Raw genomic sequence first — 22,202 nt, forward strand, 5'->3', positions numbered from 1 at the left:
CCGCGACCGTGGCCATACCTCGCGGGAGCACCCTCGATAGGAAGAACCAGGCCAGTTCGCGGTCCGGCACGGGCCCTTCAGGCCCTCTGCAGAATGTCCATCGCCTGTTCGGCATCGTCCAGCGAGTCGACCGCGAGATAAGCAATGAACTGTGTGCCAAGTACAGCGGCGGAAACGCCGCGGAGGTTGATCCCCCCGTCTGCCAGCATCTGGGTCAATTGCGCGATGATCCCCAACTGGTCCAGACCCATTACACGGACGGAGTGAAGGCTCGGGGTGACGGTGAACCCCACCTGTGTCGCGGCCTGGATCTCCCTGTCCCCCTGCAGCGGGGCGACAAACACGACCCCCTTGCCCGATGCTTCCGGCGTGCGACGTGCGACGACGAACTGCAAGTCTACGCCAGCATCCCGCAACGCGCTTAATACATACGCAAGCCCGCCCGGTTTGTCCTCGATGGTAGCTGCCCAAACATCGACGCGTTCTACGCTCAGTTCCATGGCAGTCCCTCCCGCCTGATGCATCTCACTATAAAAATCTAGTTCACCAACGGCACGCGAGCAAGGCCGGCAGCGTAAGCGACACACGGGAATGCCGGGAATGCCGGGAATCCCCGGGCCGGCACTGCCAGGTTTGATGCTATGCAACGCCGGCACTGTGCGCCCAGGAAACCACCCGCTTCGGTTTGTCGTCATGCGACGCTTCTTCCGGCAAGCTGCCGATATAGCCGGCGCCGCTGCGCCACGTCTCGATAGCATCTTGGGAAATGCAATCAATGGACACAAGAGAATCCTCAGCATTCACCGCGCTCCTGCCAGCCAGGTTGGCACGCGATGGCGGCAATGACCCGAACAGCAGCCTGACCGGAACTTCCGCAGTCGACATCCCAGCCCCAACAGTCAAAAGCGGACACACTTTTTCTTTCAGCCAGGACGGCGAAAGCTTCCTGCTCGACGGCGAGCCTTTCCAGATCCGCAGCGGGGAGATGCATCCCGCCCGCATCCCGGCCGAATACTGGCAGCATCGCATCCTGATGGCCAGGGCGATGGGGATGAACTGCATCGCCCTCTACGTCATGTGGAATTACCACGAAACGAGTCCAGGCATTTTCGATTTCCGCACAGGGAACCGCGACATCGAAGCATTCATTCGACTGTGCCAGCAGGAGGGGATGTGGGTGTTGCTGCGGCCGGGTCCCTATATCTGCGGCGAATGGGATCTGGGCGGCATTCCGTCGTACCTGTTGAGTTATCCGGACATCCAGCTCAGGACCGACTCCGCTAACGATCCTCGCTACATGTCGGCGGTAGCTCGCTACATCAGGGAGCTGAGCCCGCGCATCGAACCACTGCTGGTGAGTAACGGGGGACCGATCCTGATGATTCAGATCGAGAATGAATTCGGCTCGTACGCCAGCAACCCGGCTTACCTTGAAGAGATACGGCAGCTCTGGCTTCAGGAAGGGATACAGGGGCCGTTCTATACCGAAGATGGCATCAGGCAGCTTGAACAGAATCGCACGAGCGTCACCGGCGGCGCGATTGCATTGAGCAATGGCGATGCAGAGCAAATTGCAGCCGTCCGGCGGGAATTTCCGGCCGTTCCGGCGATGGCCGGTGAAGTGTATCCAGGGTGGCTCACCCATTGGGGCGACGAGACTCTCAAAGGGACTGCCGTCGATATCTCCGGCACGCTAGACGCGCTCATGCAACTGAAGCTGTCGTTCAACCTCTATGTCATTCACGGCGGCACCAGCTTCGGCTTCTATGCCGGCGCAAACGTGGATGCCGATTCAGGCGAATATCAACCCGACATTACCAGCTACGATTACGCAGCACCCATCAGCGAGCAAGGCGTGGCGACGTCGAAGTACATGAAGTACCGCCGCGTCATTGCCCGCTATCTCTCGACGCCGTTGCCCGATATACCGAAACCCGTCCCGACGATCAGGCGCAAAGGAGGTCAGGCCTTGATGCCGGAACTTTGCGCGTCCGTTTGGGACAACCTGCCTGCCGCGCTCCCGGCCGCGCAAACCGTCGACCCACAGCCGTTCGAGTTGTACGGCCAGGCGTTTGGTTTCGCGCTGTATCGCAAGAAACTGCAGGGCTATCGCGGTGGTGTGCTGGAACTCAAGGATGTTCACGACTACGCGACCGTTTTCGTCGGCGAGCAATATGTAGGCGGCGTGTCGAGAGCTTGCATGCCGGAGCACTGCGCGCAGCCGCTGAATGTCACGCACCACGCGCCGCTTACGGTTCCGCTTGTGTCGTCGTCGCAGGACAGCGACGTATCATTGGATATCCTCGTCGAGGGCATGGGGCGCGTCAACTATGACCACGCGATGATCGACCGCAAAGGCATTCTCGAACCGGTTACGCTGCAGGATGCGGAAGGCTCGAGCGACACGCTCACCGGCTGGGAAGTCTTCCTGTTACCGATGGATACTGCGTTTATCACGAACTTGCGCACCGTCTGCTCGAACCCCCGTAAGGCTGGACTGTTCTTCAAAGCGACCTTGCCGTTGGATACAGCCGGCGATACCTATCTCGACATGCGTGACTGGACCAAAGGCGTGGTCTGGGTCAACGGGCACAATCTGGGCCGCTACTGGAATGTCGGTCCGCAAAAGCGCCTGTATTGTCCAGCACCCTGGCTGAGGCCGGGTGACAACGAGGTCGTCATCTTCGATCTGCACCAGATGGAAGCGAAACCGGTTGAACTGGCGCGCACGCTATCGTAAAGAAGGCACTGGAAGCCAACACCGGGAAATCCGCGGCCACTTCGATTACCCTTCGCCGCCGGCTGGTACCAGCTCCAAAGTGAGCACTTCGAAAGGCGCGAGTGAGATAGTGTGCGGCTGGTCCGCGTCCAGCGCCGGCGGAACATGCGAGGCATGGCCATGCCATATGCTGCGCGTCTGGAATCGTCCCGCCGCGCCAGCCGGCAACTCCAATTGGCGCCGCAAATCGAGCTCGAAGCTCTTCGCCCGGCTGTCGGGATTGCGCAGCGTGATGATCGCCTTGACCGGCGACCATGCAGCCCAGCCGTACACCTCGAGCCCGTCCGGCGCACCGCCAATCCAGTGGCTGTCGCGCAGCACGTCGGCGTTCGCCCGGGCCCACCTGGCAGACTCGGCGAGAACGTCCCAGTCGCCGTCGCTGAGCAGCGACGGCGTGATGTACAACTCCTGCAGTTGCGCGCCGCTGCCGAAGTACGAATGCACTTCATTTGCGAAGTCCTGGCCTTGAGCGGTGTTCAACCGATCGTTGCACTGCGCGTAGATGATGCCGTGGAGCATCAGCGAGTTGAGCGGAAACAGCGGACTCCTGACAACGACGTTGCGGTAGGTCTGTGCGTCGCGATAGGTAATCCAGCATTCGCGGTTGCTGCCTACGCCGTCCAGGTCGTCATCCTTGCCGCCGCGCCAGATCGAGTCGGCGTGGCGCAGCCAGAACGGCGACGGATACGTGCCGACGGTGAGGTTGATGAAGGTATCGGGCCTGGCCGCGCGGATGTCCTCGATCAGCTGGATCGCCGCGTCCCAGTCGCTGCTGAAGCGGCTGCCCGGGACCACCTTGTCGACATTGCCGGCGCCATCGAACTTGAAGTGATTGATGCCGTGCTGCGTGAGCAGTTCCATCACGGCCTCGTGGAAGCGTCGATAGTATTTCGGCCCGGACAGCGCGAAGCAGCCATCGATAATCTCGTATCCGGCGGCGTGGCCCCGCGTCACGCGTTCCTGCTGCGTCGAGCCATAGCCGCCCCACGGCGATAACCACACGCCTGGCGCCGCGCCGTACCGGGCGGCGGCGTCGCGCAGCGGCACGAATCCATGCGGAAAATCCCTGCCGAAATCCCAGCTGCCGCTGTAGTCGTCCCAACCGTCATCGAACAGGAAGGAGTCGAGTTGTACGCCGCGCTTGTCGTGCAACTCGCGGCCGATGTCGTCGATGCGTTCGAGCGCTTGCTGCTGCGTATACGGCGTGAGGTAACCGATGTCGTACCAGCAGTTGTAGTGCAGGAACGGGCGGTACGGATGGGCTCGTTCGCGTTCGAGATAGGCCGCGAAATCGCGGCGTAGCTGGCCGTCGCGAGCCACCCCCGCCACCGCCGAGAAGACACTAGTCTTGCCCTTTTCCAGCGGCAAGGCCCGCGACAGGATGAACCTGACGGTGTCGCCGCGTACCTGGCTTTCCGACAACGGAAGCTCGAAACCGAGGTAGACGTTGCCCGCGAGCACGGGTGTTCCCTTGAACTCGCCGCCGGTTTGCGCACCGGACGCCTGCGTCTCCAGCAGCAAAACGGTGGCAATGTGCTCGTCCTTGCTGAGCGCGGTAATCGCCACTTGCAAGCGCAAGTACTGCGAGCTTTCGCGTTGCTCCACGCTCCACTCCACCCGCAGGCGATCCTGTTCGTCACCGAGGATGGCACGCACGCGTCTGCCCGCGATCCGTTCGGCCAGTCGAGACGCCTTGGGATTTGCCGTCAGCATTTCTTCGCGCAGCGGCGCAAGCAGCTTCAGGTCGGCAATGCCCAGTGTGCGACCGTCGGCCAGCGATAGCGCAAACGGCGCGGTGACCGGCAGAGTGCGTAGGTGTACGCGGTCGGTCAGGGCGAAATCGGTCAGATGCTGGTGCCTGACGGTCCAGTTCAAGGCGATCGCCGCGTTACCGAAAGAATGCCAGTCACCGTTCGTCTGGAACGCGGGCATGCCCGGATGCTTGGACACATTTTCTTTGGCGTTCATGGAAGAAGCCCAGGATGAGGCGGGTGCCTGATCCATAGAGTACAACTACCGAAGTTCGTTATGGGGCCGGGTTCGGTTCGAGAAGCAGACTGTCGGCATGGTGCCGTGCCGGCCTGGTGTGCCACCTGCCTATTGTTCCGTCTGCTGGCGCTCGTATTCCTTGTATTTCATCTGGATATATTCTTGCCGACTCACCTCATGCAGTTGACGCGGATACTGTTCAGTTGCATCGAACCAGTTAGTGAGGCGTTGCTCCAGACGCTTGTCAGGCGCGCTGGACAGCGCGCCAAGATAGGCGTCTATCGCCAGGTAGTAGCGCATCGTATTGCGTTCCACCAGACCGCGAACTCCACCTATGTATTCAGTCTGTTCGGAGGACGGGCCACCGGCGGCGGTAAAACCGACCTTGTCGCTGCCAATGGTCGCCAGATAGGTTTTCATGGCGATGCGCCCCGCCATGCCGTAGCTGTACGAGTAGGTCAGGTGCAGAAAGGTCCGGTTGCCACTTATGCCTACCGCTTCGAGCACGATACGGTAATCCTTTGTGCTCAGCGGACCGCTGTCGGCGTTGAGGTCCACCTGGAAGTATCCTGGGCTCGTGGCTGCTGCGCGGTAATGGAATTGCACGCGGTAGGTGTCCGCGAGTTTCTGTTCGACTTTTCTGCCTATATTCACGCTCACCATGTCGCCGTTGCTGCTGGTCGAGGCATGGCAATACTTGGTATTAAGGTGCAGTATCAGCACATCGCACCAGTTGGCAGGGCCGTGCGCGGGGTCATTGAGCGCGCCGCTGACTGTAGCGAATGGGTAGTCCACCACGGCGTAAATGTCGCCCTTGAGCGCCGACGGTGACTCTGCCGATTCAAGATACAGCGGACGCTGGAACTGGTTATGTTTGAGCTGTTGCGCCAGGCTCTGGTATTTGTCACGCAAGGTCGAAGCATCGTCCGCCCCCAACGCGAGCAGGCCATGGCACAGGCAGCACATGACCAGGATGGCTAGCATCAGTCTCAATTTGCGTGGCCTGTTGCTGCCTATGCTTTTAGCAAGCGCGACCATTAACGTGCTCCGGCCTCCCGCCTCAGGTTGTTGGCACCTACCGTGCAGCATACCCCGTCGATCATTGCAGTATTCGTGTTTTATGGGGCATCCTGGCATCCACACCGAATCAGATATAGCCACGCGCCCCAGTGCGTGAGCGTACCTTCGCGGCCCGCGACGTGTGATCCGCCCATTCGATATTGCTGTTCTCGCTCATGCTACGATTCCTTCAAGTTTTCGATGGAGACTGCCATGTGGGACAAGATCGAACACAACGGGTACGAAGTCTGGGTCCTGCCGATCCTTGCATACGGTCCGCCGGCTCCAGCCACCTTGTGGCATTACTCGGCGTACATCTGTCGCCACGGTGCCGATGCCCACATGGCTGGGCAGAGCATTCGCTTCGATGAACTTGTCGCCACGTTTCACAGTGAAGAAGAAGCCCGCGAGGCTGGGTATGTCGAAGGCAAGCGGCGCGTCGACATGATTCACGAAGGCGGTTGATCGTTTCCGGTTCTTTCGCGTCTGTCGGCTTTGCGATGTCAAACGCAAGCGAGGCGCCGTGCTGGAGGCCTTGATAGTGTCTCAAAGGCGCGCAGCATGGCAACAACGTCGCCGCTTGCGATCGCACGCGTTGCCGCGTCAAGGTCGGCGCGGATCGTCATTGCGCCAAAGGTGCCGACGGGACCGAGTTCGGCGTAGTGGCCGAGTATCTCGGTCACGCGCTTGATTTCGTCTGGCAGCGCGTCGCCGAGGGATTGGGTTTCGCTCATGCCAGGATTCCTCGTATACCCCGAGAGAGACCTTCATGGCCAGCCACAATTTCTCGTACAAGGAAGTCAACTACAGCGTCTATGTGACCGAACAAAAGGACGGCAGGTGGGACTGGGCATACACGTTGACCAAGCCGCCCATCTACTGGAAAAACCCGGAGTCGCCTGCGCGAACTCCGGAGGAGGCGATCGAAGAGGCTCGTTTCGACGCGGAACGCCGCATCGATGCGATGTAGTCGTTTCACGGTGTGTCTCCGGATGCACTGCGTGCTGGCGGTCATGCTAGGATTCCTTCAGGAAACTGCCGGGGGCCGACATGTGGACCTGCCGAAACTGCGATGCGCGGTACGACTTCGATCAGGTCGCGCCGGAAGTCGATGATCAAGGATTCTTTTTCCTCTGCCCAGCCTGTGACTACAGGAACAAGCTCGTGAGTCTCGGCCGGGACGCGAGCGGGAACTTGCAACTTGTTCAACGCGACGACGAATAGAGCGCTCTTCTGGAGGTGGTCATGCAATTCGACTACAAGGAGTTCCACATCGATGCGTCGCCGCTTGATGAAGGTGGTCGCTACTACGGTCGGGCAAAGATTTACCGGCGCTCCGCTGCGGGTGGCGAGGTCGTCGAGGTGAAGTACTCGGGTGACCTCGGGGACTACCCGTCCGATGCTGACGCGTTCGAGGCGGCGCGGCTCTGGGCGATCCAGTGGTGCGACGAACACGGCGTTTAAGGAGCGCCCTACGATTTTTCGGCACTGAGAACGGAAATCATTATGGCTACGCACGTCGATGAAGGCTTCAGACCGAGCGAGACAGCGCGTTCGACAGTCGCCTTTCGGGTAATTTTCGACGATCACCAGCCAGTCTTCGAGATAAGCGCTGAAGCGTTGAAGGAATACTGCGATGCGGCCGGTGATGGACGGGAAGACTTGCTCGCAGCGTTTGAAGATGCGCAGTTCGAGATTTTTGGCCGTCGCGGAGGCGAAGGTCGGATCGAGTGACACGAATCCAATCCTGTTGACGATGAGCGATTTCAAGAAGGCTGGTCATTAGCAGGCTCTCCGGAACTCAACCACCCACACCCGCGGATTGGCATCCCGTGCATAGCCGCGCGCGGCGTTGTGATTGTCTAAAACCACGCAGGAGACGAGCATGCCCGAAGGAAAAGAGGTCTTTGACGAGTACCATGGTTTCACGATCCGCGTCTTGCCAATTCCCGAGTATTCGCCTCATCCTCCGAATATCCCGTTTGGCTATGTTGGCTACGTGGCGCGCCCGGGAGCCGACATTCGATATGCGGCGCAGAAGGTAGACTTCTCGCATCCGGTGCCAGATTTCCTGACCACAGATGCGGCGGAACAGGCGGGGTTTGGGGAAGGTCGGTCGATCATCGACGGCACGCATCCCAGTGGGCTCACTACGAACGGACTCTAGCGGCATCCATCGAACAGGGCGCACCATTGCGCCGCTGAATTGGCGGTTGTGATGAATCCAGATTTTCGGCAGGCCGTACCCGAAGACTCGGAATGGCTATTTGACACGTACCGGCGAACGATGAAAGGTTTCGTTACCTCAGCGTATGGCTGGGACGACGACTTGCAACAGGCGGGGTTTGCCAAAAGCCTTCGCCAAGGCTCTTGTCAAATAGTTACATGGGAAGGCAACCGATGCGGATTTGTGCACTGGGACGTCGAACCGGATCTCGTATGGCTGCGGATGCTTTGTATCGTGCCGGAGATGCAAAACAAGTCGATTGGCAGTGCAGCGATTGCCAAGGTGATGTCGTTGTCCAGTTACTTACAGAAACCGCTGTACTTGAATGTCTTCGTATGCAACCGGGCTGCTTATGACTGGTACAGCCGAATCGGTTTTGTCGAAATCGAAAACGACGGCAAGGTCTCCACTTTGGTGCTTGCTCCTTCGTCATCACCGGCCCATAAGGAGCGGCATGCGTAGTCTTCCAGGCACCGCGTTCCTATCGCGAACTTCCGGGTTCGGCCACTTTCGGCTGACGGCATCGCATCAATTACCGGCCGCTCGGGTATCGCAACCGGCAAACGGAAAGCTCTTGCGATCAAGGGCCACACAGTGCATCTAGCCTCGATGCTGATGTCCACGCGCCCTAATCGCTGTCACCCAGTCATTGCCTATTCACGGCCGCCGTGCTCGTCGTCTCCGGACATTGGGAGACCATTGGGAGACGTCGGATTTTACGGTTTATTCACCACATTCTGTGCGAAGGCGCCTTTCGGCGATGGTGTGATAATCGCCACGTTCCCGCCCTTACGCCAGGCAGTGAAGTTGGCTAGATAGGTCGCTGCTCTCGGCGAAGGATAGTCGACCTGATGGTCGACCTAAACATCGTCTATATCCGAAAGCGAGCGATGTTGGGGTCTCCGACTCCTAGGTGACGGCCAAGCGATCTACGAACTTGTTCCCCGATTGCCTATCGTCGCGCGACCGCGGCATAGACCGTACTCAGGGAAGAGTCTTGGAGGATGTAAGCAATCCCGCTCTGTCCAGGCCCTTCGCGATGCGGGCCAGATCCTCCGGTTTCCTGAATGGCATACGAGCGATGCGGTCAGTGAACGAGTAGGCCGGGTTGATGGCGATGAGCTCGCCCCAGACGGCACGCGCCTCGTCGAGATAACCAAGGTTTCCGAGTGCCGAAGCGAGATAAGCCCGGCTCATGTCTGTCTCGGGGACAAGGAGGATGCGCTCCCGCAGGATCGCTACGGCCGTTTCGTAGTCGCCAGCAACGATATGGGCCACGCCGAGATGGTGCAGATAGCCCTGGGTGAAGTAGGGATCGAGCCGCATGGCCCGCTCCAGATCGCGGATCGCCGCCCGAGGGTACCCCGAATAGATGTTCAGCGTTGCCCGGAGAGACAGCGCTGGGGCGAAGTTCGGGTTGAGCGAGAGTGCTTCGTCGACTTCGAAAGCCCAGCGCCTAAAGTCATGCCGGTACATCGCGACCAATGCGGCCACGCCGTGCGCAAACGGCTCGCCCGGATCGCGCTCGATCGCTTTGTCGACTAGCGCTTCGGCTTCGGCAAGCGAGCGTTCGGGGTCGTCGGTCCAGCGGTTGTAGTAGGCATGGGCGAGGGCCATGCCCAGCGCGGCATAGGGGGCCGGATAGCCGGGATCGAGAGCGATCGCCTGCCGGAACAGGTCGCTCGTTCGCTCAAAGACGGCAACATTCTGCGTCGCGCCCCGCTGAATCGCTCGGCCTCGAAGGAAGCACTGGTAGGCTTCCATATGCATCGTTCCGCCGGATGCAATGCCGGGCCATAGGGCGACCTCGACTGGGTTCAACGCAGCACTTAGCTCAGCAACGATCTTGCGAGCGATCTCGTCCTGCACCGCGAACATGTCATGGAGTTCCCGGTCGTATCGTTCGGCCCACAGATGGCTACCGCTTACCCCATCACTCAATTGTGCGACCACGCGGATGCGGTCGCCGCTTTTCCGAATGCTCCCATCGACGATGTAGCGGGCGCCGAGCTCGCTTGCGATGCGTCGCACCTCCGTGGGCACGCCCTTGTAGGCAAAGCTGGAGCTTCGGGCGATCACGATCAGGCCCGGGATCTTCGATAATGTCGTGATGATCTCGTCCGCCAGCCCATCGGCGAAGAAGTCCTGATCGGTATCGTTGCTGAGATTGGCGAACGGGAGGATCGCCAGCGACGGCATTGGTGAAGGCTGGTCGACAGCTCCTTCAGACGTCGTAATAGAGCCCTTAAAACAATATCCAATGCGCGGAATGGTGGTGATCCACGCCTCGCCATCGGGCGCCAGGCCAACGGCCTTTCGCAGCAGAGCGATCTGGACCGAAAGATTGCTCTCCTCGACGACGATCCCAGGCCAGGCCGCGTCCATCAGCTCCGCTTTGGTGAGAATCTCGCCCTGCCGCTTGAGCAGAGCGGCTAGCAGCAAGATGCCCCGGCGCCCGACCACCACGCGCTCCCCCTTCCGCTGCAGCGTCCCGTTGTCGAGATTAAGTAAGAACGGACCGAAGGTGAAACGCTGTTCCTGCATATGACTCCGTGCTGCAACGGTTTTGGGAATTATTCGGACACTATTCGGCAGCCCTTCAATACGCCAGCGCTTGCTGTCGCGATACTGCTCCACACCGGGGCCCTTGGGTCCATTCTGGTAGCCGCAGAAAAACGGCCGCCGTACAAAAAGGAGAGGCAGACGAAATGACAATCCTATCATCGCCCGCGCCGTCAGTCGCGAGCCAGACGGCCATCGTGCTCGTGCATGGCGGCTTCGTGGATGGCTCCGGCTGGGAAGGCGTCTACAAGATCCTGAAGAGGGACGGCTATGACGTCCATGTGGTTCAGAATGCCACCCAATCGCTTGCCGGCGACGTGGCGGCAACCCATGCCGCCATCGACGCGCAGGAGAAGTCGGTCATCCTGGTCGGCCATTCCTATGGCGGGGTGGTCATCACGGAGGCTGGCAACCACGCCAAGGTGGCGGGGCTGGTCTATATCACGGCGTTCGCACCGGACGCTGGCGAGTCCGTCGCGACGCTGACCGCCAATCCCGCACCAGGCGCGCCTGTTCCTCCGATCCTGCCGCAGCCGGACGGGTTTCTCCTGCTGGACAAGGCGAAATTCGCGGAGGCCTTCGCGGCGGATCTCGACCCTGCCAAGGCGGCCTTCATGGCCGACTCCCAGATCCCGTGGGGCCCGGACGCACTGAATGGCGCGGCCACCGTTCCAGCCTGGAAGACGAAGCCGAGCTGGTATCTGGTCGCCAAACACGACCGAATGATCCCGCCCGACGCTCAGCGCGCCATGGCAGCGCGTGCGGGTTCCACCGCCGTCGAGCTCGAGGGAAGCCATGCGATTTACGTGTCTCAGCCCGGCGGTGTGGCCGAACTGATCGAGGCGGCCGCCGAAGCGGTCACGGCTTCCGGGAACTAAGTTCCGCTGTGCGATTGACCTCGGACAGCAGTAACGCCTGAGGAGCACACACTTCCATCCACTTGATAGATGAGGTATCAGATGCGACCCAATTCCTTCTCCTCCTGGCGCACCATTCTTGGCATGCTGGGTTTTGCTTCGCTGACCATCGGCGTCATGGCGCCGAGCCCTGCCGCCGCCGAGCGTGTCAACAACGTGGTGCTGGTCCACGGCGGCTTTGTTGACGGTGGTGGCTGGGAAGCGGTATACAAGCTCCTGAAGGCCAAGGGCTTCAATGTCAGCATCGTCCAAAACCCCACGACGTCGCTCGCCACCGACGTGGCTACGACGAAAGCCGTGGTGGACGCGCAAGATGGTCCGGTGGTCCTGGTGGGTCATTCGTACGGAGGGGCGGTGATCACGGAGGCTGGCAACGACCCCAAAGTCTCGCGCCTGGTCTACATCGCGGCGTTCGCCCCGGACAAGGGCGAATCCGTTCAAAAACTTATCGCCAATCCTCCTGCTGGCGCTCCGGTGCCCCCCATCCTGCCGCCGATCAACGGCTTCCTGATGCTGGACAAGACGAAGTTCGCTGCGGCCTTCGCTGGCGACGTGAAAGCCGAACGTGCCGCCTTCCTGGCGAACGCCCAAGTGCCATGGGGAGTGGCCGCTCTGGCTGGTGAAGTCACCTCGGCTGCCTGGCGTGCGAAGCCGAGCTGGTACCTGGTCACCAAGGACGACAAGATGATTCCGCCGGACGCTCAGCGCGCGATGTCCAGGCGCGCCGGCGCCACGGTAGTTGAAACGCCGGGCAGCCATGCCGTGTATGAGTCGAAGCCAGCTGCCGTTGCGGCTCTCATCGAGAAGGCCGCCACGTCGAAAAACTAAGCACGGCGCGTCACGACATATTGCATTCGACACATCGATCAGAAATAGCATTCAAGTCCGGTGCGTCGATCAGAGGGCGGCGCGGATAGTCGGGGCATCGATGGATTGACGCAAATTTCTGAATCAGTCCAATGCCATCGTCGCAGCGAGCGTGTTAGTAGTGAGTGCCGTCGGTGCCACATCTGCACCAGCCACAAGCAACTCATCGAAGGGAGACAAAGCCATGAACTCGAATTCTTCTCGGTTCCTTGAACGCCTGACCCGTGAAAATACCGTTTTGCTGCTCGTCGATCATCAGGTCGGACTGTACAGCGGTGTACGCGACATCGACACACTTCAACTCAAGCACAACGTTGTCGGGCTCGCCAAGGCAGCCCTTGCGCTCAAAGTGCCGGTGATCGTCACGACGACGACGGAAAAAATGTGGGGCCCGATGATTCCGGAGTTGACCGAAGCGCTTCCTGGAGTCCAGCGTATCGAGCGCACTACCGTGAACGCCTGGGACGATCGCCGTGTGGTAGAGGCGGTGAAAGCCACGGGCCGCAAAAAGCTGATCGTCACCGGTATTTCCACCGACGTATGCCTCGCGTTGCCGGCCATTTCGGCCATCGCGGACGGCTACTCGAGTTATGCAGTTATCGACGCATCGGGCGGGTTCAGCCAAACGCAAGTCAACATGGGCGTGCTTCGCATGCAGCAGGCGGGGGTCGTTCCGGTCGGCTACTCGAACGTCGCCGTCGAGATACTTGCTGATAACGCCGCACCGGAGGCGGAAGCCGTCTATGCCGCATTGGGTATCCCCTTTGCCGGTTTGGTCTACGGTCTGAAGCAATACTTTTCCCATAACTAAGTTCTCGAAAGGAGTCAGCCATGTCTAAACAAGAACAAGAGGAGGCCATCCAGTCGGCGGCACGCCGAAACATGCTGAAGGCAGGCGCCGCCATGGCCGCTGCCGGCACACTTTCGGTATCCGCCGCTGCCAGTCACGCCGCTCAATCTGGCGGTACCCCCGCTGCACACGTTAAAGGAAGGCAAAAGATGAGCACCATCACCACCAAGGACGGCACCGAGATCTTCTACAAGGACTGGGGAACCGGTCAGCCCATTGTGTTCCATCATGGTTGGCCGCTGAGTTCGGACGACTGGGATGCCCAGATGCTATTTTTTCTGGCGAAGGGTTATCGGGTCATCGCCCATGATCGCCGCGGTCACGGCCGCTCCGCCCAGACGGCGACGGGCAATGAGATGGATACCTACGCTGCTGATGTGGCCGCGCTCGCCTCGCACCTCGATTTGAAAAACGCCGTGCATATCGGCCATTCGACCGGTGGCGGTGAAGTGGCACGCTATGTTGCAAGGCATGGGGCTGGCCGCGTAGCGAAGGCCGTGCTCATTGGCGCCGTGCCTCCCATCATGCTGAAGACTCCAGCCAATCCCGGAGGGCTCCCGCTAGAGGGTTTCGACGGCTTCCGCGCACGGGTCGCAACGGACCGTGCGCAGTTCTATCGGGAAGTCCCGATTCCGTTCTACGGTTACAACCGCGACGGCGCCAAGGTTTCCGAAGGCGTCAAGGACAACTGGTGGCGCCAGGGCATGATGGGCGGCGTCAAGGCGCAGTATGACTGCATCAAGGCCTTCTCCGAAACGGACTTCACCGAAGATCTGAAGAAGATCGACGTGCCCGTGCTGATCATGCACGGCGACGACGACCAGATCGTCCCCATCGCGGATTCGGCCCTGCTGAGCGAGAAGCTCGTCCGCAGAGGCACGCTGAAGGTCTACAAGGGGCTGTCGCACGGCATGTGCACAACGCATCCGGACCTGATAAACAACGATCTGCTTGCGTTCATTCAGAGCTGATCCGTCGGCGGTAGGCCCAAGGTCGTCGGGTCTGCCGTCCGCTTTCTGAGAAGATGTCGCCGCTTTACGTAGCAACTGCCGCGTTCATTGCTCAGGTCCGGGGTTTGGCGGAACTGTCGTTGTGCGTCGCCCAAGGCGTGGACATGGGGCGCCCGAGCATCCTGTTCGCGAAAGTCGACACGCATGGTGGGCATGCAAGGGTCCGTGTCGGCGGCAAATGCGTTAGCGTTATGGAAGGGTCATTTCAGCTCGCGGGCGACGACTAGTTAATCGTTGGCCAGCGTCCGCTATCGAGCAAGTTGAGCGTCTCTTGTTCGGCCACAACCACCGCATCATGGTCGTCAATCGTTTCTACGCGAACGTTGATCGAAACGGGAAGAACGTGGTTTTGCAATTCGACCCGACGCCGCCACAACAAATGCTGGTCGCCTGCCTTTGGTCACGTACGCCGATACCGGGTGAACCTGACCTATGGTCTTTTGCCGCAATCACGAAGACGAACAAAGCGGAAAGCGTCATGGAGATCTCCGTGACTTCAAGTCGGCGCGCAACCGGCGATTGACGAAACGCCACACTGCGCTCACCAGCAACGATCCGACACCGAGTCCCACGCCCAGCAGCACGATCGAACTCATATGGTCGCGCACCAGCGGCACGTTGCCGAACAGGTATCCTGCCGCCACCAGCGACACGATCCACAGCGCCGCGCCGGCCGTGACGAACGACACGAAACGCGCGAACGTCATGCGCGAGACACCGGCGACGAACGGCGCGAACGTGCGCACCACCGCAATGAACGGCGACAGCAGGAAAGTCAGGCCGCCGCGTGCTTCGTAGAAGGCGTGCGCTTTATGTAGCGCATGCTTGTCGAGCCAGCGATAGTCGGCGGTATAGACTTTTTCGCCGATCGCGCGGCCGAACCCGTAATCGACGATGCTGCCGGCCACAGTCGCGGCAAACAACACCGGAATCACGATCCAGACATTCAGCGCGCCGGTGGCGGCGAGACCGCCGCAAATGAAAATCAGCGGATCGCCCGGCAAGAAGAACAGCGGCAGGAAACCGATCTCGACGAACACGACGAGAAACAGCATCGCGTAGACGGCGGTGCCGTATTGCACGATCAGGCTGCTCAGGTGCTGGTCGAAGTGCAGGGCGACCTGCAGCAGATGCATCAGATCCATCTTGAGTCGAACGGGAATTCAGGTGTTCAGGAGTGTAGTCCCGCGGCGCCGCATGCACCTGTTTATTTCACCGCGATGATGTCAATATCGAGGCCCGTCGTTCCAGAAAAACGCCCTCGAACGCCCACGAAAGCTCACGAATCGCTCACGAAATGCCCATGCAACAAGCTCGCGCCGTCACCTTCCGTTTTGCCGCGCCACACGATGCCGAGTCCATCCGGAGCATCGAATACGAGGCCGGTCAGCGCTTCGCCAGCGTCGGCTTGGCCGGTATCGCCGATGCGCCGCCGATGGAGCTGGCCCTCGTCAACCGCAAGATCGCCGCGCAGCAGATCGTCGTCGCCGTGGCAGCCGACCAGACATGTGTTGGGTTCGTGATGTTCGAGCCGCAGCCAACAAGGTTCTACGTCCAGGAACTCGATGTCCTCACGGCGTATGCCGGGCAGCGCATCGGTGCGGCGCTGATCGGGCAGGTTGCGCAACTCGCGCGCGCGCAACTGGTGATGCAACTCACGTTGTCGACGTTTCGCGAGGTGCCGTGGAACGCGCCGTATTATCGGCGGCTCGGCTTTCGCGATATCGAAGAAGCTGAACTCGACGCGGCGTTGATCGCGCGGCGCGACGCGCACATTGCCCGCGGCCTCGACGAATCGAAACGCGTGTTCATGCGACGCGATCTTGCATGAAGCTGGCGGTGCGCGCGGAGTTTGCATCGGGTAGAGCATGAAAAACGCGGCGGGCGTCACCGGATTTCACTCCGGTTACACCCGCCGCGCGCTTTTTGCAGCTTACTTCTGCTAACCAGCCGTTTTAATGCAGCAACATATGCCTGCGCTGGCTCCGCAGCTTACTTTACCGCTTATTTCACTGCTTACTTCACTCCTTACTCCACCGTTTCCAGCGTCGGATAATCGATGTAGCCGGTCTCGCCGCGCGCATAGTACGTTGCCGGATTCGGCTTGTTCAACGGCGCATTCGTTGCGAAGCGGCGCACCAGATCCGGATTCGCGATGAACAGTTGACCCCACGCCACCGCGTCCGCTTCACCCGCGTCGAGCACTTGCTGCGCGGTTTCCCGGGTGAACTTTTCGTTGGCGATGTACGGGCCGCCGAACGCGTTCTTCAGTTGCGGGCCGAGGCGGTCTTCGCCGAGCGCTTCGCGTGCGGCGATGAACGCGATCTTGCGCTTGCCGAGTTCACGAGCCACGTAGCCGAAGGTGCCGGCCGGATCGGAATCGCCCATCGTATGCGCGTCGCGGCGCGGTGCGAGGTGCACGCCGACACGGTTGGCGCCCCATACGTCGATACACGCGTCGGTGATTTCGAGCAGCAGGCGGGCGCGATTTTCGATCGGGCCGCCGTAGGCGTCGGTGCGCTTGTTGGTGCTGTCCTGCAGGAACTGGTCGAGCAGATAACCGTTCGCGCCGTGGATTTCGACGCCGTCGAAACCGGCCTGTTTCGCATTTTCAGCGCCCTTGCGGAACGCGTCGACCACGCCGGCGATTTCATCGAGTTCCAGCGCCCGCGGCGTCACATAAGCGCGCTCCGGACGCACGTGGCTCACGTGACCTTGAGCGGGAATCGCGCTCGGCGCGACCGGCAGCTCGCCGTTCAGGAACAGCGGGTCCGAAATACGGCCGACGTGCCACAGTTGCAGGAAAATCTTGCCGCTGGCGGCGTGCACGGCATTCGTGACGATTTTCCAGCCTTCGACCTGTTCCTGCGACCAGATGCCCGGCGTTTCGGCATAGCCCACGCCTTGCGGCGTCACCGACGTGGCTTCGCTGATGATCAGCCCGGCCGTGGCGCGTTCGGCGTAGTACTTCGCCATCAGCTCGTTCGGCACGCGGACTTCGCCAGCGCGTTGACGCGTGAGCGGCGCCATGATGATGCGGTTCGGCAACGTGATGTCGCCAATCTGGAGCGGGTCAAAAAGAGTCGGCATAAGAGTTCACCTTTCCTGGCGGGCGCAAGGCCCGGGCCTTAAAAAACAGCGTGATGAAAGAAGCGCGGCGACGCGGATGGACCGCTCAGAGCTCGGCGTTCATGTGCTCGAGAAACGCCTGAATGACGGGCTCGTTGCGTTTGAAAAACACCCATTGACCGACTCGCTTCGACGTGACGAGACCCGCGCGCTGCAACGCGGCGAGGTGCGCCGACACGGTCGACTGCGACAGGCCGCAGCGCGCGTCGATCTTGCCGGCGCACACGCCGTGATCGAGCGGCAGTTCCTGGTCGGCGAAATGCGCGTACGGCTCTCTTAGCCAGCCGAGAATCTCCCGGCGCACGGGGTTGGCAAGCGCTTTATGAATCGCGTCGATGTCGAGCGTCATCTGGGGGGCTTCAAATCATGAACAACAAACAGATGTGGCGCCGGTCGGCTCACGCATCTGCATCGCTACAAGGCGAATCATATATCGGAATGTGACGATATGCATGAAGCCATTACAGTCTATGGGGGCGATAGGCTTGATATGCCTGTCAGTTTTTTCATCGCTGCCGGGCGAGGCCCGGCTGCCCGGACGCGGCGTCTGCCGCCACGCGCGCTAACCCGCTGTTGGCGCCCTGGTTTCGTGATGGTGATCCGCGGCGAGGAACATATACATGGCCGGCACCACGAACAAGGTAAAGAGGGTGCCGATCGACAGCCCCGTGAAGATGACGAGCCCCATCGCATTGCGGCCCGCGGCGCCTGCCCCCGATGCGATCACGAGCGGCACCACGCCGAGCACCATCGCGGCCGTCGTCATCAGAATCGGGCGCAGCCGCACGCCCGCTGCTTCCTCCAGCGCTTCGCGCTTCGATCGGCCGGCGCGCTGCAATTCGTTGGCGAACTGCACGATCAGAATCCCGTGCTTGCTGACGAGCCCCATCAGCGTGACGAGCCCGACCTGCGTATAGATGTTGAGCGTCGTCAAGCCGACGTTGATGAAGATCAGCGCGCCGAAGAGCGCCATCGGTACCGAAATCAGGATCACGATCGGGTCACGGAAACTTTCGAACTGCGCGGCGAGCGCGAGCAGCACGATGATCGTCGCGAACATCAGCGTGATGACGAAGCCGCCGGATTCCTGCACGAACTGCCGCGACTGGCCCGAGTAATCCGCCGAATACCCCGCCGGCGCGACCTGTGCGGTCGCCTTGCGCAGGAAATCGAGCACCTCGCCCTGCGATACGCCGGGCACGATCACGCCAGAGATCGTCGCTGAGTTGAGTTGCTGGAAGTGGTTGATCGACTCCGGCACGACGTTGTGTTCGATATGGGCGATCGTCGAAGCCGGGATAACAGTGCCGTCCGGCGTGCGCAGGTAATAATCGAGCACCTGCGACGGATTCAGGCGGTCGGTCTGCAACACCTGCGGAATGACCTTGTACGAGCGTCCGGCAATCGAAAAGTAGTTGACGTAACCCCCTCCGAGCGCCGAGCCGAGCGCTTGCCCGACGTCGCTCTGCGAGAGCCCGAGCGAGGCCACCTTGTCGCGGTCGACGACGAGCGTGGCCTCCGGCTTGTCGAGCTTGAGATCGCTGTCGACGAAGAAGAACATCCCGCTCGCGCGAGCTTTTTGCAGGACTGCCTGCGATACCTCGTTGAGATTCTCGAAAGGCTCGGTCGTGCTGATGACGAACTGCACCGGCAGCCCTCGCGAGCCGGGCAGCGGCGGAAACTGGAACGCCGCGACGCGTGCGCCGGCAATCTGATTCCATTTCTGCTGCAATTCCTGCTGCAAGACGGTCGCGCCCTTGCTGCGCTTGTCCCATGTCTTGAACAGCACGCCGCCGATTCCCTGGTTGAGGGTCGGCGCGCCGGTGAGCTGGAACATCTGCGCATATTCGGGAAGCTGTCTGGAGATATCGAACACCTGGTCCGCATACATCTGCATCTGCTGGATCGTCGCGTTCGGCGGCCCCTGGACCTGCGACAGTACGATCCCCTGATCTTCCTGCGGCGCCAGCTCCGATTTCGACGTCATGAAGAGGTAGACCGCGCCGCCGAGCAGCAGTGCGCCCATCACGGTGAATACCGGCCAGGTGTCGAGCGTCGCATGCAGCAGCCGGCTGTAGCCGCGGTGCACGCGTTCGAACTGGCGGTAGACGAAGCGCGCGAAGCGCCCGGACTCCTGGTCCGCGCGGAAGAAGCGCGAGCACATCATCGGCGACAACGTCAGCGCGATCACGCCGGACACCGTCACCGCACCCGCGAGCGAGAACGCGAACTCAGTGAAGAGGGCGCCCGTCAGGCCGCCCTGGAAACCGATCGGCAGATACACGGCGACCAGCACGACGGTCATCGCGAGGATCGGTCCGCCGAGTTCGCGCGCGGCGATCAGCGCGGCTTCGAAGGGCGCCTTGCCTTCCTCCTTCATGTGGCGATCGACGTTTTCGACGACGATGATCGCGTCGTCGACGACGAGTCCGATTGCGAGCACGAGCGCGAGCAGCGTCAGCAGGTTGATCGAATAGCCGAGCAGCTGCATCACGAAGAACGTGCCGATCAGCGACAACGGCATCGCGATCAGCGGCACGATGACGGCGCGGAAACTGCCGAGAAACAGGAAGATGACCGCGGTGACGATGAGGAGCGCCTCGACCAGGGTCTTGATGACTTCGGCGATCGCCGTGTTGACGAAATCGGTTGCGTCATAAACGATCTCCCCGGTCATGCCGACCGGGAACTGCGCCTGCAGCGACGGAAAGACGGCGCGCACGCGCTTGGCCACGTCGAGTATGTTCGCATCTGGCGCGACCTTGATACCGATGAATACCGAACGCTTGCCGCTGAAGGCGACGTTGAAGTCGTAGCTGTCGGCGCCGAGCACGACGTTCGCGACGTCCTCGAGGCGCACGATCGCGCCGTTCTTCTGCTTGACGACGAGTTGCCTGAAGTCGCTGACGGAGTGCAGGTCGGTGCCCGCGTTCAGGTCGACGCTGACCATTTGCCCCTTGGTCGTGCCGAGCGTCGCGAGATAGTTGTTTCTGCCGAGTGCCGTATAGACGTCGGCCGCCGTCACGCCGTGCGCGGCCAGGCGCGTCGAATCGAGCCACGCGCGCAACGCGAACTGCCGGCCGCCCAGGATCTCGGCCGTCTGTACGCCTTCGATCGAATCGAGCTTGGGCTTGACCACGCGCAGCAGGTAGTCCGTCACGTTGTTGCTCGGCAGCACGTCGCTGTAAAAACCCATGTACATCGCGTCGGTGGTTTGCCCGACCTGTACCGTCAGCACGGGCTGCTGCGCTTGCGGCGGCAACTGGTTGCGCACCGACTGGATCTGCGTGTTGATTTCAGTCAGTGCGCGGTTCGCGTCGTAGTTCAGGCGTAGCGTCGCGGTAATGGTCGACACGCCGGTGCTGCTCGTCGAGGACAGATAGTCGATGCCTTGCGCCTGGGCGATCGCCGCCTCGAGCGGCTGCGTGATAAAGCCGGCGACCGTATCGGCGTTCGCGCCGTAGTAGGCGGTGCTGATGGTCACGACCGCGTTTTCGGTCCGCGGATACTGGCTGACCTTCAGGGCGGCGAGCGAGCGCAGCCCGAGCACGAGGATCAGCAGGCTGACCACGGAAGCGAGCACAGGCCGCTGGATGAAGAGATCGGTGAATTTCATCGCGCGGCCTCTCTATTGTTCCTGAGGTGTCGGGTTGGGATTATCCGCAGGCTGCACGCGATTGTCGATGACGAGCGGCATGCCGTTCTTGAGCTTGAGTTGCCCGCTCGTCACGACCTGGGTGCCTTCGGCGACGCCCTTCAGGATCGCCACCTGATCGCCGCGCGTCGGCCCCGGGGTGACGAACACCTGCTGCGCGACGGGCAGCGTCTTGCCCTGCGCGTTCGCTTGCGTGCCCGGCTTGACGATGAACACGGTAGCGCCATACGGGTTGTAGGTGATGGCCGTTTGCGGCAGGGTCAGGTAGCGCTGCGCAACGCCGGCGTCGATCTTCACGTTCGCATACATGCCCGGCAGCAGCTTGCGCTCGTGGTTGTCCACGCTCGCTTCGATCTGCACGTTGCGCGTCGCGCTATCGATTTTCGGGCTGAGCGACTGGACCTTGCCGGTGAACTTTTGCCCGTTGAAAGCGCTGGTGTCGACCACCACGGTCTGGCCGATCGCGAGCTGACCGAGTTGCTGCTGCGGCAGGTAGAAGTCGGCGTAGATCGGGTCGATGGCTTGCAGCGTCACGATCGCATCGCCTGGATTGATGTACTGCCCCGGATTGACCGTGGTGATGCCGAGGCGTCCCGCAAACGGCGCGCGAATCGTCTTCTTTTCGACCAGTGCGGCCTGTCCCGCGACTTGCGCCTTCTTGCCCTTCAGGTCGGCGGCATCCGCGTCGAGTTGCGCCTTGGCGATGGCCTTGATGTCGTACTGCGCCTGATCGCGGTGGTAGACGGTCTGCGCGAGTTCTGCCGCTGCCTGCAGGGAATGGAGCAACGCCACGTCGGCGTCGTCGTTGAGCCGGACAAGGACTTGTCCGGCCTTCGCTTCCTGCCCCGAGCTGAACGTGACCTCGCGCACGAGGCCGGCGACTTCGGTGGTCACGTCGACGCCGCGCACGGCGCGCAGGCTGCCGACCGCGGCAAGCTGCGGTTGCCACGACTGATAGCGGGCGATGACCGCCGAGACGGTGGCGGGCGGCGCGGCATTGCCTGCCATGAGCTTGGCGAACATGTACGTCCTGAACTGGTTGAAGCCGACGAGCGCCGCCAGCAGCAGGCCGACACAGATCAGCATGATCGTCATCCGCCTGGCCATCCGTGGTTTTTCAGTCATCGTCATGTCCTTCTTCGGCATCGGGCGAAGCGC

General features: G+C 61.2%; 22 protein-coding genes and 1 pseudogene. 13 read left to right on the forward strand and 10 right to left on the reverse strand.

Going from position 1 to position 22,202, the window contains the following annotated elements; all coding sequences use genetic code 11:
- Nucleotides 1-77: 77 nt before the first annotated feature.
- Nucleotides 78-500: an ACT domain-containing protein gene (locus AC07WT_RS27490; RefSeq protein WP_492593200.1), complete on the reverse strand. Its 423-nt coding sequence runs from the start codon at nt 498-500 to the stop codon at nt 78-80.
- A 266-nt stretch (nt 501-766) separates the two neighbouring features.
- Between AC07WT_RS27490 and AC07WT_RS27495 the strand changes: the two genes are divergently transcribed.
- Nucleotides 767-2,740, forward strand: a complete 1,974-nt coding sequence (locus AC07WT_RS27495) for a beta-galactosidase (RefSeq protein WP_494949373.1) — start codon at nt 767-769, stop codon at nt 2,738-2,740.
- A gap of 45 nt (nt 2,741-2,785) precedes the next feature.
- On the opposite strand, the gene AC07WT_RS27500 is transcribed toward AC07WT_RS27495, so the two are convergent.
- Nucleotides 2,786-4,747 (reverse strand): alpha-galactosidase, encoded by a 1,962-nt coding sequence (locus AC07WT_RS27500; RefSeq protein WP_494949374.1) that lies wholly within the window; start codon nt 4,745-4,747, stop codon nt 2,786-2,788.
- Nucleotides 4,748-4,876: 129 nt separating this feature from the next.
- Complete coding sequence (locus tag AC07WT_RS27505; RefSeq protein WP_494951056.1) at nt 4,877-5,752, reverse strand: hypothetical protein; 876 nt, start codon at nt 5,750-5,752, stop codon at nt 4,877-4,879.
- Between the two features lie 288 nt (nt 5,753-6,040).
- Between AC07WT_RS27505 and AC07WT_RS27510 the strand changes: the two genes are divergently transcribed.
- Nucleotides 6,041-6,292: a hypothetical protein gene (locus tag AC07WT_RS27510; RefSeq protein ID WP_494949375.1), complete on the forward strand. Its 252-nt coding sequence runs from the start codon at nt 6,041-6,043 to the stop codon at nt 6,290-6,292.
- A 38-nt stretch (nt 6,293-6,330) separates the two neighbouring features.
- On the opposite strand, the gene AC07WT_RS27515 is transcribed toward AC07WT_RS27510, so the two are convergent.
- Nucleotides 6,331-6,561 (reverse strand): hypothetical protein, encoded by a 231-nt coding sequence (locus tag AC07WT_RS27515; RefSeq protein WP_494949376.1) that lies wholly within the window; start codon nt 6,559-6,561, stop codon nt 6,331-6,333.
- A 35-nt stretch (nt 6,562-6,596) separates the two neighbouring features.
- Here AC07WT_RS27515 and AC07WT_RS27520 point away from each other — a divergent pair, with 35 nt between their 5' ends.
- The 5 genes from AC07WT_RS27520 to AC07WT_RS27540 all read left to right on the forward strand — a co-directional run bounded on the left by AC07WT_RS27520 (nt 6,597) and on the right by AC07WT_RS27540 (nt 8,516).
- Nucleotides 6,597-6,797, forward strand: coding sequence for a hypothetical protein (locus tag AC07WT_RS27520; RefSeq protein WP_492593194.1), 201 nt, complete (start codon nt 6,597-6,599; stop codon nt 6,795-6,797).
- Nucleotides 6,798-7,072: 275 nt separating this feature from the next.
- Nucleotides 7,073-7,291, forward strand: coding sequence for a hypothetical protein (locus AC07WT_RS27525; protein WP_494949377.1), 219 nt, complete (start codon nt 7,073-7,075; stop codon nt 7,289-7,291).
- A gap of 42 nt (nt 7,292-7,333) precedes the next feature.
- Complete coding sequence (locus AC07WT_RS27530; RefSeq protein WP_494949378.1) at nt 7,334-7,561, forward strand: hypothetical protein; 228 nt, start codon at nt 7,334-7,336, stop codon at nt 7,559-7,561.
- A gap of 151 nt (nt 7,562-7,712) precedes the next feature.
- Nucleotides 7,713-7,994 (forward strand): hypothetical protein, encoded by a 282-nt coding sequence (locus tag AC07WT_RS27535; protein WP_492593191.1) that lies wholly within the window; start codon nt 7,713-7,715, stop codon nt 7,992-7,994.
- Nucleotides 7,995-8,045: 51 nt separating this feature from the next.
- Nucleotides 8,046-8,516, forward strand: a complete 471-nt coding sequence (locus AC07WT_RS27540) for a GNAT family N-acetyltransferase (protein ID WP_492593190.1) — start codon at nt 8,046-8,048, stop codon at nt 8,514-8,516.
- 522 nt (nt 8,517-9,038) lie between these two features.
- On the opposite strand, the gene AC07WT_RS27545 is transcribed toward AC07WT_RS27540, so the two are convergent.
- On the reverse strand, nt 9,039-10,598 hold the full coding sequence (locus AC07WT_RS27545) for a winged helix-turn-helix domain-containing tetratricopeptide repeat protein (protein ID WP_494949379.1): 1,560 nt from the start codon (nt 10,596-10,598) through the stop codon (nt 9,039-9,041).
- 164 nt (nt 10,599-10,762) lie between these two features.
- On the opposite strand from AC07WT_RS27545, the gene AC07WT_RS27550 reads away from it, so the two are divergent.
- The 5 genes and pseudogenes from AC07WT_RS27550 to AC07WT_RS27570 form a co-directional block, all read left to right on the forward strand.
- Nucleotides 10,763-11,494 (forward strand): alpha/beta fold hydrolase, encoded by a 732-nt coding sequence (locus AC07WT_RS27550; protein WP_494949380.1) that lies wholly within the window; start codon nt 10,763-10,765, stop codon nt 11,492-11,494.
- 81 nt (nt 11,495-11,575) lie between these two features.
- The gene (locus AC07WT_RS27555) at nt 11,576-12,361 is read left to right on the forward strand and encodes an alpha/beta fold hydrolase (RefSeq protein WP_494949381.1); all 786 of its coding nucleotides are present in this window, start codon (nt 11,576-11,578) and stop codon (nt 12,359-12,361) included.
- Nucleotides 12,362-12,584: 223 nt separating this feature from the next.
- On the forward strand, nt 12,585-13,211 hold the full coding sequence (locus AC07WT_RS27560) for an isochorismatase family protein (protein ID WP_494949382.1): 627 nt from the start codon (nt 12,585-12,587) through the stop codon (nt 13,209-13,211).
- A gap of 20 nt (nt 13,212-13,231) precedes the next feature.
- On the forward strand, nt 13,232-14,221 hold the full coding sequence (locus AC07WT_RS27565; RefSeq protein ID WP_494949383.1) for an alpha/beta fold hydrolase: 990 nt from the start codon (nt 13,232-13,234) through the stop codon (nt 14,219-14,221).
- Between the two features lie 349 nt (nt 14,222-14,570).
- Nucleotides 14,571-14,783: pseudogene (locus AC07WT_RS27570) on the forward strand (hypothetical protein); the annotation flags it as partial.
- Here the strand turns inward: AC07WT_RS27570 and AC07WT_RS27575 are convergent.
- On the reverse strand, nt 14,737-15,405 hold the full coding sequence (locus AC07WT_RS27575) for a VTT domain-containing protein (RefSeq protein ID WP_494949384.1): 669 nt from the start codon (nt 15,403-15,405) through the stop codon (nt 14,737-14,739). The pseudogene AC07WT_RS27570 and the gene AC07WT_RS27575 sit on opposite strands and share 47 nt — an antisense overlap.
- Nucleotides 15,406-15,563: 158 nt before the next feature.
- Between AC07WT_RS27575 and AC07WT_RS27580 the strand changes: the two genes are divergently transcribed.
- Nucleotides 15,564-16,091 carry a GNAT family N-acetyltransferase gene (locus AC07WT_RS27580; RefSeq protein WP_494949385.1) on the forward strand — a complete coding sequence of 176 codons (528 nt, stop codon included), beginning with the start codon at nt 15,564-15,566 and terminating at the stop codon, nt 16,089-16,091.
- A gap of 197 nt (nt 16,092-16,288) precedes the next feature.
- Here AC07WT_RS27580 and AC07WT_RS27585 read toward each other — a convergent pair whose 3' ends face one another.
- The 4 genes from AC07WT_RS27585 to AC07WT_RS27600 form a co-directional block, all read right to left on the reverse strand.
- The gene (locus AC07WT_RS27585; RefSeq protein WP_494949386.1) at nt 16,289-17,350 is read right to left on the reverse strand and encodes an alkene reductase; all 1,062 of its coding nucleotides are present in this window, start codon (nt 17,348-17,350) and stop codon (nt 16,289-16,291) included.
- A gap of 85 nt (nt 17,351-17,435) precedes the next feature.
- Nucleotides 17,436-17,738, reverse strand: a complete 303-nt coding sequence (locus AC07WT_RS27590; protein ID WP_494949387.1) for an ArsR/SmtB family transcription factor — start codon at nt 17,736-17,738, stop codon at nt 17,436-17,438.
- 213 nt (nt 17,739-17,951) lie between these two features.
- Nucleotides 17,952-21,005, reverse strand: a complete 3,054-nt coding sequence (locus tag AC07WT_RS27595) for an efflux RND transporter permease subunit (RefSeq protein ID WP_494949388.1) — start codon at nt 21,003-21,005, stop codon at nt 17,952-17,954.
- 12 nt (nt 21,006-21,017) lie between these two features.
- Nucleotides 21,018-22,169 carry an efflux RND transporter periplasmic adaptor subunit gene (locus AC07WT_RS27600; RefSeq protein ID WP_494949389.1) on the reverse strand — a complete coding sequence of 384 codons (1,152 nt, stop codon included), beginning with the start codon at nt 22,167-22,169 and terminating at the stop codon, nt 21,018-21,020.
- Nucleotides 22,170-22,202 lie beyond the last annotated feature (33 nt).

Source organism: Paraburkholderia sp. GW821-FHT02A12 (assembly GCF_059422005.1).